This is a genomic window from Shumkonia mesophila, assembly GCF_026163695.1.
In the GTDB taxonomy this organism is placed as follows: Bacteria; Pseudomonadota; Alphaproteobacteria; order Rhodospirillales; family Shumkoniaceae; genus Shumkonia; species Shumkonia mesophila.
Genome location: NZ_JAOTID010000004.1, coordinates 178,304 through 195,407, shown reverse-complemented (window position 1 = coordinate 195,407; position 17,104 = coordinate 178,304). Strand labels below are relative to the sequence as shown.

General features: G+C 68.6%; 12 protein-coding genes. 3 read left to right on the top strand and 9 right to left on the bottom strand.

The features are described 5' to 3' along the window. The first annotated feature begins 5 nt into the window (after positions 1–5). Positions 6–872 carry a universal stress protein gene (locus ODR01_RS09130; RefSeq protein WP_316977328.1) on the top strand — a complete coding sequence of 289 codons (867 nt, stop codon included), beginning with the start codon at positions 6–8 and terminating at the stop codon, positions 870–872. Positions 873–1,004: 132 nt separating this feature from the next. On the opposite strand, the gene ODR01_RS09125 is transcribed toward ODR01_RS09130, so the two are convergent. Both ODR01_RS09125 and bfr read right to left on the bottom strand, forming a co-directional pair. Then, the gene (locus ODR01_RS09125; RefSeq protein ID WP_316977327.1) at positions 1,005–1,583 is read right to left on the bottom strand and encodes an SOS response-associated peptidase; all 579 of its coding nucleotides are present in this window, start codon (positions 1,581–1,583) and stop codon (positions 1,005–1,007) included. Between the two features lie 68 nt (positions 1,584–1,651). Continuing rightward, positions 1,652–2,137, bottom strand: coding sequence for a bacterioferritin (bfr, locus tag ODR01_RS09120; protein WP_316977326.1), 486 nt, complete (start codon positions 2,135–2,137; stop codon positions 1,652–1,654). A 177-nt stretch (positions 2,138–2,314) separates the two neighbouring features. Between bfr and ODR01_RS09115 the strand changes: the two genes are divergently transcribed. Next, positions 2,315–3,055, top strand: coding sequence for an SDR family NAD(P)-dependent oxidoreductase (locus ODR01_RS09115; protein WP_316977325.1), 741 nt, complete (start codon positions 2,315–2,317; stop codon positions 3,053–3,055). 261 nt (positions 3,056–3,316) lie between these two features. After that, entirely contained in the window at positions 3,317–9,247 is a 5,931-nt protein-coding gene (locus tag ODR01_RS09110) for a hypothetical protein (RefSeq protein WP_316977324.1), read from the top strand. Positions 9,248–9,476: 229 nt separating this feature from the next. Here ODR01_RS09110 and ODR01_RS09105 read toward each other — a convergent pair whose 3' ends face one another. From ODR01_RS09105 to ODR01_RS09075, 7 genes are all read right to left on the bottom strand, one after another. Further along, a complete protein-coding gene (locus ODR01_RS09105) occupies positions 9,477–10,280 on the bottom strand; it encodes a CbiX/SirB N-terminal domain-containing protein (RefSeq protein WP_316977323.1) in 804 nt (267 codons plus the stop codon). After that, positions 10,273–11,055 (bottom strand): uroporphyrinogen-III C-methyltransferase, encoded by a 783-nt coding sequence (cobA, locus tag ODR01_RS09100; protein WP_316977322.1) that lies wholly within the window; start codon positions 11,053–11,055, stop codon positions 10,273–10,275. Before cobA ends, ODR01_RS09105 begins: the two co-directional genes overlap by 8 nt. Before the next feature lie 15 nt (positions 11,056–11,070). After that, positions 11,071–12,459: a cobyrinate a,c-diamide synthase gene (locus ODR01_RS09095; RefSeq protein WP_316977321.1), complete on the bottom strand. Its 1,389-nt coding sequence runs from the start codon at positions 12,457–12,459 to the stop codon at positions 11,071–11,073. 124 nt (positions 12,460–12,583) lie between these two features. Further along, positions 12,584–13,834 (bottom strand): NrfD/PsrC family molybdoenzyme membrane anchor subunit, encoded by a 1,251-nt coding sequence (gene nrfD / locus ODR01_RS09090; protein WP_316977320.1) that lies wholly within the window; start codon positions 13,832–13,834, stop codon positions 12,584–12,586. Between the two features lie 17 nt (positions 13,835–13,851). After that, positions 13,852–14,607, bottom strand: a complete 756-nt coding sequence (gene dsrO, locus ODR01_RS09085; protein ID WP_316977319.1) for a sulfate reduction electron transfer complex DsrMKJOP subunit DsrO — start codon at positions 14,605–14,607, stop codon at positions 13,852–13,854. Then, on the bottom strand, positions 14,604–15,104 hold the full coding sequence (locus tag ODR01_RS09080) for a hypothetical protein (protein ID WP_316977318.1): 501 nt from the start codon (positions 15,102–15,104) through the stop codon (positions 14,604–14,606). Before ODR01_RS09080 ends, dsrO begins: the two co-directional genes overlap by 4 nt. A gap of 7 nt (positions 15,105–15,111) precedes the next feature. Next, positions 15,112–17,043, bottom strand: a complete 1,932-nt coding sequence (locus ODR01_RS09075) for an NAD(P)-binding protein (protein WP_316977317.1) — start codon at positions 17,041–17,043, stop codon at positions 15,112–15,114. Positions 17,044–17,104: the final 61 nt, after the last annotated feature.

Below are 17,104 nucleotides of genomic sequence, written 5' to 3'. Positions count from 1 at the left end.
GAAAGATGCCGATCAAGACGATTCTCGTTCCGCTCGATGGTACGGAAGGCGCGCAACTAGTGCTGGATGCGGCGTGCGCCGTGGCCCAGCACCTGGCGGCGCATATCGAGGTCCTCCACGTGCGGGCCGATTCCAAGAACGCGGTGCCGCTGCTGGGCGAGGGCATGTCGGGGGCGATGATCGAGGAGATGATCGACCTCGCCGAGAAGGAGGCCATGAGCCGCGCCCAGAAGGCGCGCGCCATGTTCGAGGAAGCCTGCCAGCGCCTCTCGCTTCCGGTGGTCGACAACCCGCCCGGCCCCAACGGCCCGTCGGCCGCCTGGGTGGACGAAACCGGCCGCGAGGACGAGGTCACCGCCAAGCGCGGGCGCCTGGCCGACCTCATCGTGGTGGCCCGGCCGACCCCCGACAGCGACGTCACCTTCCGCATGACGCTGAATGCCGCCATCCGCGAGACCGGCCGCCCCGTCCTGGTGATCCCGCCGGGCGGCGCCAAGGTGGCCGGCCACAAGGTGGCCATCGCCTGGAACGGCAGCCACGAATCCTCGCGCGCCGTGCGCCTGGCCATGACCTTCGTGGAATCGGCCGAGGAGGTCTTCATCCTCACCGCCGAGGGCGGCGGCACCCGGGCGTGCGCCGCCTCGCAGCTTGCCAGGTACCTGTCCTGGCACGGCATCGCCGCCAAGACCCGCACCTTCGAGATCGCGGATCGGGCCGGCGGCGAGGACCTGCTCAAGGAATGCAAGGAAGTGGGCGCCGACCTTCTGATCATGGGCGCCTACACGCAAAGCCGCGTGCGCACCCTCATCCTGGGCGGCGTCACCAGCCACGTGCTGGGCCACGCCGACCTGCCGGTGGTCATGGCGCGCTGATATTTCGGTGACAGGATAATTTCGGATAATTTCGGTGACAGTGCACTAAATTCGACGGCATTTCCCGTTCCAGGTGGGCACAGTTGTTGGCGCGAATTTAGTGCACTGTCACCGAAATTCTGTCACCGAAATTCAGAACAGGCTCGGCTGGAAGTGGCGCGGCGTCTCCTCGACGAAGGCCAGCGGCCGGCCGGCCTGGGGCAGGAGCAGGGAGGCGACGTCCTCGAAGTGCAGGGCGGGGCTGATCCAGTCCGCCTCGTCCTTCTCCGCCAGGATGACCGGCATGCGGTCGTGGATGTGGGCGATGGCCGGGGCGGCGGCGCGGGTGACGATGGTGAAATGGGTGCCGTCGGTCAGGCCGGCGAAGGCGAAGGTCGCGCCGTCGGCGGCGGCGATGCGGTTGCGCAGCCGGGCCCGGCCGTCGCGCCGCCACTCGAAATAGGCGGTCGCCGGCACCAGGCAGCGGCGTTCGAGGAGGCCCCGGAAGGTCGGGCGCTCGCGCAGGGTTTCGGCCCTGGCGTTGATCAGCGGCTTGCCGTCGAAGGCCGGCAGCCCCCAGGTCATGAGCGCGAGGCGGCCGTCGCCGGTGACGACCGGGGCGGCGTCGGTCGGGCGGATCTCGTCCTTCTCCTCGACCGGCGGCACCGCGGAGAGCCGGAAACGGCCGGCGAGGTCGCGTGGCCTGGCCACGAGTTCATAGCGCGAGCACATGGCTTGATGATAGGGCGGTATCGGACGATGTCCAGGGCCCGCCGGGCGGCGGAAAGGGTTTCGGCGGTTCAGCCCGCTTCGTCGGCCGGCCCCGCGTTCAGCTGCCCGTAGTTCTGGACGCCGACGTTCTCGATCAACTGCAGCTGGCTTTCGATGAAGTCGATGTGGTGCTCCTCGTCCTTGAGGAGGTCTTCGAACAGCTTCATCGACACGACATCGCCCTCGTCATGGCAGATGCCGCGCGACTTGGTATAGGCCTCGCGGGCCTCGTGTTCGCCCTTGAGGTCGTTCTCCAGCACCCGCTTGATGTCCTGGCCGATGCGCAGCTTGGCCACCGTCTGCATCTTCGGCCGCCCCTCGAGGAAGACGATGCGCGCGATCAGCCTGTCGGCGTGATGCATTTCTTCGATGGATTCGGCGCGCTCCTGCTTGGCGATCTTGGTGTATCCCCAGTCCTCCAGCAGGCGGTAATGCAGCCAGTACTGGTTGACGGCGCCGAGTTCCAGGAACAGGGCCTCGTTGAGACATTCGATGACTTTCGGACTTCCCTTCATGATTTCACCTCTCAGCGCATGAACCGGCTGGACTGCCCCCTCGGGGGAGCCGAGGACAGGGGGCATCGCCTTCCCCTTGGGACGGCAATCGATGGTTCAACAAGCGAAGGGCGTTTCGGTTCCGCAGAACGGGCTTGGCCTTTGCAGAAGGCGATGCGGACCTGTAATGTTCGCTCCATGGACGAAGCGCGCAAAACCGTCGTCATCACCGGCGCCAGCCGCGGCATCGGGCATGCCATCGCCAAGCTGTTCCTGGCGCGCGGCTGGCGCATCCTGACCTGTTCGCGCGGCGACGTGCCGAAGGAATGCAAGCTGGACCCCAACTGGACCCGCCACATCCCGACCGACCTTGCCGATCCCCAAAGCGTCGCCCGCTTCGTCGAGGAGGCCAACGCGCTTCTCGCCGGCGGGGCGCTGCATGCGCTCGTCAACAACGCCGGCATGTCGCCGAAGACGCCCTACAAGGAACGCCTGGGCTGCCTCAACGGCGACCTCGACGCGTGGCGCGAGGTCTTCGAGATCAACTTCTTCGCGGCGCTGCGCCTGTCGCGCGGCTTCGCGACCGCGCTGCACAAGGGCAAGGGGGCCATCGTCAACGTCACCTCCATCGCCGGCCACTACGTGCATCCCTTCGCCGGCTCGGCCTATTCCATTTCCAAGGCGGCGCTCTCGGCGCTGACCCGCCAGATGGCCCACGAGTTCGCCGAGCTGGGGGTGCGCGTCAACGCGGTGGCGCCGGGCGAGATCGAAACCGCCATGATCCAGCCCGAATACGAGATGTTGGTGCCGCGCATCGCGCTCAACCGCATGGGCGCGCCCGAGGACGTGGCCTCGACGGTCTATTACCTCGCCTCGGAGGAGGCCGGCTACGTGACCGGCACCGAAGTGTGGGTGACCGGCGGCCAGCACCTATATTAAGGGTATTAAAGGAATTTTCAGGATATCCGCCGTATAAGTCGGCCCGACGGAAAGCGTCGTGTCGCTTCCCGTCGCTCCCGCGAAGGCGGAAGTCCAGGGCCCGGCTCCGGCCGGATTCCCGCTTGCGCGGGAATGACGAACGGAAAAATCCGTGAACCCCCGACAGGTTGTTGTGTTGGGCAAATTGATATCAAGATATGGATCGTATAAGATCGAAGTCGCCTTCCGGCCGGGCTCGTAACGCGGGGAGGGGGAGAGCGCGTGGTTGAAGGTCGCCCAAAGAGCAAGAAATCGAAAGAGCCGGCCAGCGATTCGGCCGTCGAGCCGGTAGCCGAGGCGGCGCCGGCCCCGGCGTTGGCCGGCCCCCAGGATGACGCGCCGGTCGTTCCCGGCGCCGCGGGCGATTTCGCCGCCGGCGGCCTGATGGCGGACGACTCGCCCGTTCCCTTCCATCTGCGGTTCCGGCTGGCGGCCCTTGGCGGGGCGGTTTTTTCGGTCGTCTGGCTGGCCTTCGCCATCTACGTCATCACCGAACAGCTGCCGTGGTCCGACCTGTTGTCGCTGTTGCCGCACGAGTTGGGCGGCATGGCGGCCGGCGTGCTGACGCCGGTGGCCCTGGTGTGGATGGTCGTCGCCTTCTACGAACGCGGCGGTCAGCTGCGCCGCGAGACCCAGGCGCTGCGCTGGCACCTGCAGCGGCTGGCCTATCCGTCGGACCGCGCGGAGCAGCGGGTGTCCGAGATCACCGAGATGCTGCGCAAGCAGGCCCGCGACCTGACCCGCGCCTCCGAGGAGGCGGCGTCCCGCGCCCAGGCGGTGAACGACCTGGTGCGCCAGCGCACGCTCGAACTGGCCCGGGTGTCCGAGGACGCCGATCTGCGGGCCCAGGCCATCGCCGAGACGCTGCGCCGCCAGACCGACGACCTGCAATTGGTGTCCGAGAAGGCGACCGTGCGGGCCCGCGAGGTCGGCGATCTGCTGTTCCGCCAGTCGCACGAACTGGCGGCGGTTTCGGAGCGGGCGTCGAGCCAGGCCGACGACGCCAGCGAGGCCTTGAGGCGGCGCAGCGAGGAACTGGCCGGAGCCTCCGAGACCTCGTCGACCAAGGCCAACGAATCCGCCCGCGTCTTCCATGCCAGCGCCATCGAGATGACGGCGGCGGCCGCCCAGGCGGCGGCCCGCACCGAGGCGGCCTATGAGGCTTTGCAGGAACGCGTCCAGACGCTGCTGAAGGCCTCCGCCGAGGCCGGCCAGCAGATGCGCACCGGCGCCGAGATCCTCCAGGACCGCTCGCAGGACCTCTCGCAACGCTCCGATCGGGCGGCCACCCAGGCCGAGCGTATGCGCGACATCCTGCAGCGCCAGGCCGGCGATCTCGACCAGGTGGCCCAGCGGGTCGCCGACCAGTCGACGCGCATCGAGGACAACCTGGCCCGACAGTCCAAGGTCCTCACCGAGACCTCCGATCAGGTGGCGGAACGCGCGCGGACGATCGGCGAGGGGCTGGAGGATCAGGCCCGCAATCTGGTCGCCACTTCCGAGCGGGTGGCCATGAGCGTGCGCCAGAGCGGCGACGCCTTCCGCCAGCAGGCGCGCGAGATGATCGAGACCTCCGATACCTCGGCGGCGCGCACGGATGCCGTCGGCACGGCGCTGCGCCAAGTGGCGGCGGAGCTGACCGACGTCGCCGGCCGCGTCCTGGCCCAGGTGGAGAAGGTCGGCGACGGGCTGAAGGGGCGGACGGGCGATCTTTCCGACACCGCCCGCGAAACCCTGGCCCGCATCGGCGAGGTGGGGGAAGCCGTCATGGGCCGGGCCGACGATCTTGGCCGGCTGGCCGATCAGAGCGTGGAGCGGGTGGGGGCCGTCGGCGATGCCCTGCGCCATCGTTCGCTGGATCTGGCGGCGGCCTCCGAGAAGGCCGGCGCCCACGTGCTGGCGATTGCCGAGGGGCTGGACAAGAGCGTCCGTTCCGTCGAAGCGGCGAGCGAGCGGAGCGCCTCGGAAATCGCCAAGGTGACGACGGCGCTACGCCAGAGCCAGGGCGCGGTGGACGCCTCGGCCGAACGGACGGGCGCGCTCACCGACGCCTTCCGCCGCCAGCTGATGGACGTCACGGAAGTATCCGAGGCCACGCTGTCGAGAATGCAGGAGGTCGGCGAGGCCGTCGGCGAGCGCTCGAAGCAAGTTTCGGCGACCTCGGCCAAGGCCGCCGGCGACATCGAGACCGTCGGTGCCACGCTGCACCAGGTTGCGGCGGAACTGGCCGATGCCGCCGGGCGGGTCATGGCCCAGGTGGAACTGGTCGGCGAAGGCTTGAAGGGGCGGACGGGCGATCTTTCCGACACCGCCCGCGAAACCCTGGCCCGCATCGGCGAGGTGGGCGAGGCCCTCAAGGGCCGGGCCGACGATCTCGGCCGGCTGGCCGATCAAAGCGTCCTGCGGGTGGGGGCGGTCGGCGAGGCGTTGCGCCATCGCTCGCTGGACCTGGCGGCGGCCTCCGAGAAGGCCAGCACCCATGTGCTGACCATCGCCGAAGGATTGGACAAGAGCGCCCGTTCCGTCGAGGCGGCCGCGGATCGGGGCACGACGGAGATTACCAGGATGACGGCGGCGCTGCGCCAGAGCCAGGGTGCGGTGGACGCTTCGGCCGAACGGACCGGCGCCCTCACCGAGGCATTCCGCCAGCGGTTGGTGGATGTCACCGGGGTTTCCGAGGCCGCGCTGTCGAAGATCCAGGACGTCAGCCAATCCATCGGCGAGCGCTCGCAGGAAGTTTCCGCGACCTCGGCCAAGGCGGCCGGCGACATCGAGACCGTCGGCGCCACGCTGCACCAGGTGGCGGCGGAGCTGGCCGACGCCTCGGGGCGGGTCATGGCCCAGGTGGAACTGGTCGGCGAGGGGTTGAGGGGCCGCACCGGCGATCTTTCCGACACCGCCCGCGAAACCCTGGCCCGCATCGGCGAGGTGGGGGAGACTCTCAAGGGCCGGACCGACGACCTTGCCCGGCTGGCCGAACAGACCGTCGTGCGGGTGGGGGCGGTCGGCGAGGCGTTGCGCCATCGTTCGCTGGATCTGGCGGCAGCCTCCGAGAAGGCCAGCGCCAATGTGCTGGCGATCGCCGAAGGGCTGGACAAGAGTGCCCGTTCCGTCGAGGCGGCGAGTGACCGGGGTGCCGGCGAAATCGCCAAGGTGACGGCGGCCCTGCGCCAGAGCCAGGGCGCGGTGGATGCCTCTGCCGAGCGGGCCGGCGCGCTGACCGATGGCTTCCGCCGGCAGTTGACCGAGGTGAGCGAGACTTCCGCGGTCGCGCTGTCGAAAATCCAGGAAGCCGGCCACGCCATGGGCGAGCGCTCGCAGGAGGTTTCGCAAACCTCGGCCCGCGCGGTCGGCGACATCGAGACGGTCGGCGGCGCGCTGCACCAGGTGGCGGCGGAGCTGGCCGATGCCGCCGGACGGGTCATGGCCCAGGTGGAGAAGGTCGGCGAGGGCTTGAAGGGGCGAACCGCCGATCTTTCCGAAACGGCCCGCGAAACCCTGGACCGCATCGGCGAGGTGGGGGAGAGCGTCAAGGGGCGGGCCGACGATCTTGGCCGGCTGGCCGAGCAGACTGTCGTGCGGGTGGAGGCTGTCAGCGAGGCGCTGCGCCATCGTTCGCTGGATCTGGCGGCGGCCTCCGAGAAGGCCAGCACCCATGTGCTGGCCATTGCCGATGGACTGGACAAGAGCGCCCAGAACGTCGAGGCGGCGGCCGACCGGGGTGTGACAGGCCTCACCCACGTTACCGCGGCGCTGCGCCAGAGCCAGGGCGCGGTGGACGCCTCCGCCGAGCGGGCGGGCACGCTCGCCGACGCCTTCCGGCAACGGCTGACCGACGTCACCGCGGTTTCCGAGGCGGCGCTGGCGAAGATGCTGGAAATCAGCCAGTCCATCGGCGAGCGCTCGCAGGAGGTGTCGCTGACCTCGGCCCGCGCGGTCGGCAACATCGACACCGTCGCCCGGGCGCTCGACGATCAGGTGGAGAAGCTTTCCAGCGTGTCGTCGCGCTCGGCCAAGCTGATGGCCGGGGCCGGCGAAATCCTGAGCCGGCATACCCAGGAACTGGATGTCATTTCCGGGAAGGCGGAACAGCGCCTCCAGGGCGTCGGCGAGGAAATGCGCCGCTGCCTGCGCGATCTGGTGGCGACCTCGGACGACGCGGCGGCCCGCGTGCAGGCGGTGGCCGAGGCGCTGGAGAAGGAATCGGACGGCCTGGCCGGCGTGTCGACGCGCGCCATCGACGATGTCGCCAAGGCGGGCGACGCCCTGCACGAGCGCGCGCGGGAAGTTGCCCAGGCCTCGGGACGGGCGGCCAAGCTGGTGTCGCTGGTCAACGACGCGCTGTCGCGCCAGGCCGAGGACCTGTCCGCGACTTCCGATCAGGCGGTCGATCGCATCGCGATCGTCGGCGACGCCATCGAGCACCGGGCCGGCGTGCTGGCCCGGGCGGCCGACGAAGCGGTCCGCCAGTTGGGCGAGACCGGCGACCTGCTGCGCGACCGTTCGCGCGATCTGACTGCGGTGTCCCAGGATGCCGTGACCCGGGTTCAAGACGTGACCGGCAGCTTGCGCGACGGGCAGCGCGACGTCACCGAGAGCGCGACCGCCATCGAAAGCCGTCTCAAGGCGGTCGGCGATCTTGTCCAGGAGCAGGCGAGGACGGCGGCCGAGGCGTCCGACCGGGCGGCTGGGAAGCTGGAGGACGTGGCCGGTGCCCTGGGCCGCCACACCGAGGCCCTGGACGGCACGTTGGAGCGTTCCTCGTCGCGGTTGCGCGAAATCGGCGACATGCTGCGCCAGCGCTCGACCGAACTGACCGCCGCCTACGAGGAAGCCTCCCAGCACGTGCACGCCTTCGGCGATGCGCTGCGCGGCGAGGCGAACGGCCTCGCCAGCGCCTCGGGCGAGGCCCTGGACAGGGTCGGGCACTTGACCGAGGGCCTGCACGAGCAGTCGCACGAGGTCGCCCACGCGGTGGACCGCGCGGCCAAGCTGATGGCGCTGGTCACCAACGCGCTGCGTCAGCATTCGAACGACCTGGCGACGGCCTCAGAAAAGGCGGCGGGGCAGGTCGAGGAGGTCAGCGGCGCGCTCCGCCAGCGGACCGCCGACATGGAAGACATTTCCGGCCGCACGGTCACCCAACTGCTGGACGCCAGCGAACGGTTACGCGAACGGCTCCATGCCCTGGGCCGGGAGTCGCTGGCCACCCGCGAGGAGATCGGACGTTCGACGACCGAGATCGCGACCACCGCCGACACGGTGGCCCGCCGGGCCGACGAGGCGGTGTCGCGCCTCAACGGCGTCGGCGAGGCCCTTACCCGGCGGGCGGACGACGCCTCGGCCGCCGCCGATGGCGCGTCGGCCAAGCTGACCCGCATCGGCGACGTCATCGGCGGGCAGTCGATCGATCTCGGCGCGCGCACCCAGGATATCGCCGCCAAGACCGAGGCCGCCACCGAGGCCCTGACCCGGCGCCTGCAATCGCTGAGCACCGTCTACGAGAAGGCCGAACGGGGCATGCAGGCCCTGGGCGAGGCGCTGGCCCAGCGCACCAAGCAGATTTCCAGCGTGTCGGAACTGGCGCTCACCAAGGTGGGCGCCTGGGACCGCACCTTGAAGGACCGCTCCGAGGATCTCGGGCGGACCTCCACCGCGGTGGCCGAACAGGCGCGCGAGCTGACGCGGGCCATCGACCGCCAGACTACCGAACTGCAGGCGGCCTCGCAGGAGGCCCGCGAAATTACCGACGCGCTGCGGGCGCGGGCCGGCCAGATGGCGGTGGACGACTTCCTCAGGCGCGCCACCTTCATTTCCGAACGCCTGCAATCCATCGCCGTGGACATGAGCCGGCTGATGGAGACGCCCATCACCGACGAGGATTGGCGCCGCTTCAACAAGGGCGAGAAGGGCATCTTCGTTCACAAGCTGCTGGGCTACCGCGAGAAGGCGAAGCTGGCGGAGATCCGCGAGATGCACCGCCGGGACGGCGAGTTCCGGAACTACGTCGGGCGCTACCTGACCCAGTTCGAGGCCCTGTTGCAGGACGCCAAGAAGGCCGACCACCAGGGCGTGCTTTCCACCACCTTCCTGGCCTCCGACATGGGCAAGCTCTACATGCTGCTGAGCCGCGCGCTCGATCGCGAGATGTAGGAGAGCCGCCCTCTTTCGTCATTTCGGACGCTGGGGAGTTTTCCGCTCAGGCGGGATCATTCTTCATCGTCACCCCCGCGAACGCGGGGGTCCAGGGCGAGTGACGGAGCGGTTGCCCTGGATTCCCGCGTGCGCGGGAATGACGGAAAAGGAAACGGCTCGACCGCCAGGAAAAGCGAACCTTAGCGTCCGGAATGATCAGAAAGGTATCCCCGACGGAAAGGCCGCGCTACATCGCCCGTTCGGCGTCGAATTTCTCGACCATGGCCAGCGCGAGATCGGCGATCTCCGGTTCCTCTCCGAGCGGGCTCATATACCACAGCCGCCGTCCGTCGATCAGGCTCGGGGCCGCCTCGCCGGCCTGCGTGAGGAGCCCGAGGCGGCCGGGCAGATCCTGCGAGCCGTGATACCAGTTGGCGATGAGGAAGGGCGCGACGATGACGTTGCCGGCTTGGCTCTGTTCCTTCCAGCCATCGATGCGCGGCTCTTCATCCAGGAACATGGCGCGGACCCGGGCGGCGATCCCGGTTTTCGCGATCATGTCAGCGACCTCGCGGGTGCGTTCGGAGGAACTGGGATGGCGCGGCGTGCCGTGGCCGACCAGGATGACCTCGGTGGCGGCGGGCGCCAGCTTTTGGCGCCGGCAGAGGGCGGCGACGCGCTCGCCCAAGAGCGCGGGAATGCGGGGATGGGCGCCGACCGGCTCGCAGAAGCAAAGCTCCTGCCCGCCGCCCGCCGCAGGCCGCCAAGTGACGGGGCCTTCCAGGTTCAGCCGCCTGGCCATGACGACGTCGGCGATGTAGCCCTTGCTGGCCAGCATCGGCACCACGTAGACGCGGGGCTGGGTCAATTCGGCCAGCGTCGCCGCCAGTTCGGGTTCCTGGCGCAGGAAGCCGGCCCGCACGTCGGCGAACAATCCCCGGGCCCTTAAGGCTTCGGCGTGACGCAGCGTGGAAAGCGCCCCCTCCGGTCGCGCCGCCAAGCCGTGGCCGGCCAGCAGGAGCGCCGCCTGGGGCCAGGTCGGTTCAGCCATGGGCCTCGCGCTCGGCCATCGCCGCCGGACGGAACCAGTCCAGTTCGCGCGCCAGCTCGGCCACCGGGCCGATGACCATCAGGGTCGGTGGCTTCAATCCTTCCTGGCGGGCCCGCGCCGGCAGGTCGGCCAGCGTGGTCAGGACGGTGCGTTGCGACGCGGTGGTGCCGCTCTGGATGGCGGCGGCCGGGGTGGCCGGCGACAGCCCGGCCTCGATCAGCCTGGCGCTGATGGTGTCCAAGTTCGCGAGACCCATGTAGACGACCAGCGTGGTGTCGGGATCGGCGAGGCTCTTCCAGTTGAGATCGAGGGCCTCGTCGGGGCCCTGGCAATGGCCGGTGACGAAGCGCACACCCAGGGACTTGCCGCGGTGGGTTAGCGGAATGCCGGCATAGGCCGAGCAACTGGTGGCCGCCGTGATGCCGGGGACGATCTCGAAGGGGATGCCGTTTTTCGCCAGGTGCAGCGCCTCTTCGCCGCCGCGCGCGAACGTGAACGGATCGCCGCCCTTGAGGCGCACAACGGTTCGCCCGGCGGTCGCCAGCTTGACCAGAAGCTCGTTGATCTCCTCCTGGCGCATGTGGTGGTTATGGGCGGTCTTGCCGGCATAGATGCGGGTGGTTCCCGGCGGGACGAGGGCCATGATGTCGTCGGAAATCAGCCGGTCGAAGACGACCACGTCGGCTTCCTTGAGCAGGCGGGCCGCCTTGACCGTCAGCAGGTCGGGGTCCCCGGGGCCGGCGCCCACGATGTACACCGGATGGATTGCCTTCATCGGTCTTTCTCTATCCTAATACCGGTTTCCCGCCTTACAGGATCGCACGAAATCGACGAACCGGCGGGTCCAGGGGTTGCCCGCCGTATGGCGGAGGTGGGCATACCCGGCCAGCAGGTTCTTCACCACCAGGCCGTCATGGTTGCCGTCGATGCCATGGCCGCGCAGCACATCGTAGGCAAAGACGGCCTCGCCTTCCAGGGGGCCCAGGTCTGAATAATGGAACTCGTGGGCGGGGATTTCCACTGGAACCGATGCCGAGCCTTCCCGTGGCCACGGCGCGGCGGCGGTTTCGCGCAGCCGGACATAGCCGTGGCCGCGCGGCTTTTCGTGCACCATGACGTCGGCCGGGATGACGCCGACCATGCGGGCGCTCTCGCCGCGCCAGGCGATACGGCGGGCCAGGTACATCAGGCCCCCGCATTCGGCATAGGCGGGCAGGCCGCCCTCGATGGCTTCGCGGATGCTTTCCTGAAGGGCGGCGTTGGCTTCAAGCGCCGCCAGGTGGGTTTCGGGAAAGCCGCCGCCGATGACAAGGCCGTCGGCGGGGGGAAGCACCTGGTCCCTGAGGGTGTCGAAGAAGACCACCTCGGCGCCGGCTGCCCTGAGCGCGTCGAGGTCGGAGGCGTAATAGAACCCGAAGGCCGAATCGCGGGCCACCGCGATGGTGACGCCGGCCGGGCGTGGCCCCGGCGCAACGGCCGCCGGGGCGGCGATTGCCGGCGCCTGGCCGGCCAGTTCGAGGAGGGCGTCGAGGTCGATGGCCTTCTCGACGGCATCGGCCGCCGCCGCCAGCTTGGCCGCCGCCACCCCGGATTCCACCGTCGGCACCAGCCCGAGATGGCGCTCGGCGATGGAAAGGTCGGCGGCGCGAGGAACGGCGCCCAAGACGCGAACGTCGGTGTAGCGCTCGATGGCGGCCCTGAGCTTCGATTCGTGGCGGGGGTTGGCGACGTTGTTCAGCACCACGCCGGCGAACGTCACCCTGGGGTCGAAGGCGACGTAGCCCATGAGCAGGGGCGCGACGCCGCGCGCCATGCCGGCGCAATCGATGACCAGCACCACCGGCGCTTCCAGCAGCTTGGCCAGGGCGGCGTTGCTGTTGGAGCCTTCGAGGTCGGTCCCGTCATAGAGGCCGTTGTTGCCCTCGATGACGGCGATGTCGGCGCCGGCAGCGTGGCGGGCGAAGGTTTCCCGGATCTCTTCCGGCGGCATGGTGTTGAAGTCGAGGTTGTGACAGGGCCCACCGGCGGCGGCGGCGAGCCACATGGGGTCGATATAGTCGGGCCCCTTCTTGAACGGCTGCACGGCCAGGCCGCGCCTTTTCAGCGCGGCGCACAGCCCCAGCGCGATGGTCGTCTTGCCCGACGACTTGTGGGTCGCCGATATCAGGATGTGGGCCATGCACCGTCCCGCGCCATTGGGACTTATTTCGGGACTTATTTCGGGGACACCATACTTAATTCGTGAGTGGCCCGAATTAAGTATGGTGTCCCCGAAATAAGAGGAACTGCCGTCGAAACGGATATTACGCGGCTTCGGCGGCTCCCGCCACCTTCGCCGAGGCCTCGGCCGGCCGATGGTGCGGGTCGGCCACGGCGTCGCCCAGGCTTTCGGGCAGGAAGCGCAGGAACTTGACGGCGATGGTCACCATCAGAAGGGCGATGGCGATGCCGCCAATGCCGAGAATGACCTCGGGCGCGCTCGGCGCATAGCCGTTGACGATGCCGTCGAAGAAGCTGCTGGAAACCTCCATGCCGGGGAACAGGATCTGCGGATAGGCAAGGCCGCCGATGATGGTGACGAACATCTGGGCCAATCCGCCCAGGATGACCAGCAGCGAAGCCAGCCCGGCCGCCTGCCTGGAATTGGCGGTCTTGGGGTACCACACCAGGATCATCGGCAGGACGCCGCCGATCAGCACCTGGCCGACCCAGAAGAGGACCGTGAAGATGCCGCCATCCAAGAGGATGAAGCGCACGATGCCATGGTGCTCGGTGGCGTACATGTTGGTGAGCTGCTGGACCACCGTGAAATAGAGCGAGCCGGCGACGAAGACGCCCAGCAGGTTCTTGAGCCGCCGGATGATGGCGTCGCCCAGCGGCCGCTGCGTCCAGCCGTAGGCGGCCATCAGCACCAGAAGGAAGATGGCCAGCCCATAGGCAAACGAATAGACGATGAACATGGGCGCCATCACCGCGGCATCCCAGCCCTGGCGGGCGACGATGAAGCCGAACACCCAGCCGGTGCACGAAGTCAGCGCCAGTCGCCACAGGAAGGCGAGGATGCCCACCGATTTGGACACTCCGGCCAGGCGCCAGTCCATGGCAGTCCACAGATAGGCGGCGACGATGGCGAAGAAGCCCATGTAGAAATTGATGTTCCACACGAAGATGGACTTGAAGTTGAAGTGGGTCATCGAAATGACCAGGCGGTCGGGCCGGCCGAGGTCGAGGACCAGGATCGACAGGCCGCCGGCCATCAGCGCGAAGGCCAGGAGCCCGGACAGGCGGGCCAGCGGCTTATACAGAAGCTTACCGAAGACGGTGCCGATCGAGGCCACGTTGAGGGCGCCGGAGGCGGCGACGATCAGGAAGATGGCGAAGACGTGCGGCACCGCCCACGGGATCTGGTTGCTCATGCCGGTGACGACATGGCCGACATGGTCGGTATAGGCGGCGGCGCCGAGACCGAGGACGGCGAGAACGGCGAGACCGCCCAGCAGCGTGTAGTACTCGCCGCTGCGGCCTTCGATTTCGCGGAATTCGACCTTGCTCATCGCGCTTCCGTCCTTCCCTAGAGCCCGCTGTAGAGGACGCCGGGCTCGACGCCCAGGTCCGCCCGGATGCGGGTGACCGTCAACTTGGAAACCTGTTTGGCGATGGCGCTGTTGGGATCTTTGAGATCGCCGAACAGCACGGCGCCGGGCGCCGCCTTCTGGGCGGCCTCGACGCAGGCCGGCAGGCGCCCCGCGTCGATGCGATGGACGCACAGCGTGCAGGCCGACACGGTGCCCTTGCCGCGCGGCGAATAGGCCTTCTGGTCGGTGACGTCCTCGTAGCCGAAGGAGCGCGCCTTGTAGGGGCAGGCCAGCATGCAGTAGCGGCAGCCGATGCAGATGTGCTTGTCGACCAGCACAATGCCGTCGGCCCGGCGGAACGAGGCCCCGGTCGGGCAGACGTCGGCGCACGGCGGGAATTCGCAGTGCTGGCACATGACCGGCAGCGACTTGGCGGCGCCGGTGCGCTTGTCCTTGAGGTCGACGCGGCGGATCCATTGCGCCGTCACCTCGGGCCGGCTTCCCGGCTTCAGGCCGTTTTCGGCGTTGCAGGCGGCGACCATGGCATCGCAGGCCGCCTTGGGAAGCTTGTTGGTATCGATCAGCAGGCCCCAACGGACCTTGTCGCTGACCGCTTCGCCGGCGGCCCTGGCGCGGGCGGCGGGCGCCGTCATCAGCAGGATGCCGGGGGCCAGGGTCAATCCGGCGACGGTGGCGGCCCCGGCCAGCAGCCGGCGGCGGGCGGGATCGACGGCGGGTGAACGCTTGCTCATCGGCTCGCCCCCTTCTCGATTGTGGCCTTCAGCTGGTCGATCAGGTTGGTCACGCTGGTCGCCAGCGACTGGCCGATTGCCGGCGACGGCTGAGTGCCGACCTTGACGGGCGTCTCGGTAAGCTTGGGGTTGTGGCAGGTCCAGCAGTCGACCTTGACCGCCGCATAGGTGTGGCAGGACTCGCAGAAAGCGTCGATCGACTTCACCTTGGGGTCCGTCGCCTTGGGATCGGGCGCGGCGTGGCACTCGATGCAGCCGGTCAGGCTGTACTTCCCCGAGCGGATGCCGAGATGCATGGTGTCGTCGCGCTGGGCCTTCAGCAGATCCGGATGGTCGCGCCGCATGACGTCGGCCGGCTCGACGCAGGCCTCGCCCTTGGCCTTGGCCAGCGTCGGCAGCGGCACGCCCCCCTCGGCGGCCCCGGCGGGGCCTCCGCCGAGCGCCAGGACGGCCAGTGCCGCCGCGGTCGCGCCGATCAGCCTGAACGAACGGATCATGGCGCCCTCACTTCCCCAGGCCCATGTGGATGTACCCCGTCGGGCAAACGTCCTTGCAGATGTGGCAGCCGATGCACTTGTCGTAGTCGGTTTCCACATAGCGGCCGGGCGTGCGCTGGTCCTTGGCGACCCTTGAGACCGCCTTCTGCGGGCAATAGATCACGCAGTTGTCGCATTCGAGGCAGAGGCCGCAGCTCATGCAGCGCTTGGCCTCGGCGAGGACTTGCTCCTCGGTCAGCGCGTTGAGCCGGGTGCGGCGGTCGCCCACGCAATCGGGGCCGATCTTGTTGATCGAGCGCACCTGGCGCGGCATCGGCAGGAAGTGGCCGACGAACATCTGGCTCGAGGAGATGACCTCGACTTCCGAGCGGTCGGCGTAGTTGTGGATGGCGAAGGCTGCGGCGTCGGTTCCGCGGGTCGGCACGTGGCCATAGGCCGTCGGAGCCTGTCCGCGTTCCGCCAAGTCCTTTTCCAGGTCGAAGCGATGGGCGTCGACCTTGGCGCGCTTGTCCATGTCGAGCGAGCGCACGTACTTGTCGATGCCTTCCGCCGCCTTCCAGCCATGGCCGACGGCGGTGGTCAGAAGATCAGGATAGATGGCGTCGCCGCCGACGAAATGGCCGGGTTTGCCCGCCACCTGGTAGTAGCCGTCGGCCGTCACCAGACCCTTGCCGTTGTCCAGCGCCTCGATGCCGGTGAAGATCGAGCTCTGTCCGGTCGCCGCGACGATGAGGTCGCATTCGATCTCGAACTCGGAACCGGGGATGGTCACCATCTTGCCGGTCGACCAGTCGGCCTTGATCACCTTGAAGGCCTTGGCCCGCCCATCGGCGCCCAGGATTACCTCGACCGGGGCCAGGCTCTCGTGGATCTCGACGCCCTCGTCGATCACCGCGTCCTTCTCGTGCTGGTCGGCCGGCGCCGCCGCGAACGGCCGCCGATAGACGATCCACACGTCGGCCGCGCCGCGCCCCGAAACCGGCGTCTCGGGATGCTCGACCTGGCCCGCCACCACCTTCTCCGGCAACAGCTTGGGATCGGCCTTGCCCTTGAGCAGGCCCAGCCGGCGGCTGACGCCGGCGCAGTCCATCGCCGTGTTGCCGCCGCCGATGATCAGCGTGCGCCCGGTCAGGTATTGCAGCCGGCCCTCGTTGTAGGCCCTGAGGTACGCCAGGCCGTCGATGCAGTTGGCCGCCTTGTCCCAACCGGGAACCGGTACCGGGTTGCCCGACCACGCGCCGATACCCCAAAAGATCGCGTCGAATTCTTTCTCGAGCGCCTCCAGCGTCACGTCCTTGCCGACCCGCGTGTTGGCCCGAACCTCGATCCCCATCTCCAGCAGCCGCCCGATCTCGGCGTCCACCAGGTCGCGCGGGCAGCGATGCGCCGAAAGGCCGTAGCGCAGCATGCCGCCCAACTGGGCGTTGGCCTCGAACACCACCGTCTTGTGCCCGCGCTTGCGCAGCTGATAGGCACACGACAGCCCGGCCGGGCCGCCACCCACCACCGCCACCTTCTTGCCCGTCTCATGGGCCGGTTTCGGGAACTTCAATCCCTTAGCCAGGGCCCAGTCGCCCACGTAGTGCTCGATCGAATTGATCCCCACGTGGTCGTCGACGTCGTTGCGATTGCACTTCGTCTCGCACAGCGCCGGGCAGGTGCGGCCCATCAGCGCCGGAAACGGGTTGGCCTCGACCATCTTCCAGAAGACCGCTTCCTGCCAGCTCTGCCCCGCCGCCGGCTTCTCGATCCCGCGGATGATGTTCATCCAGCCGCGCACATCGTGGCCCGACGGGCACGCCCCCTGGCACGGCGGCGTCCGGTGAACGTAGGTCGGGCACTTGCCGGTCTTGCCGGCCTTGAAGATGAGGTCGGTCAGATCGTCGTAACGGTGGTCGCCTTGCTTGAAGCGGCGATAGGTGAGGGCGGTCTCGTTCATCGCATCCTTCCCAATCTCACTTTGCGGCCCTTGCCGGGCCGGCTTTGTCGGCGTCGCGTCG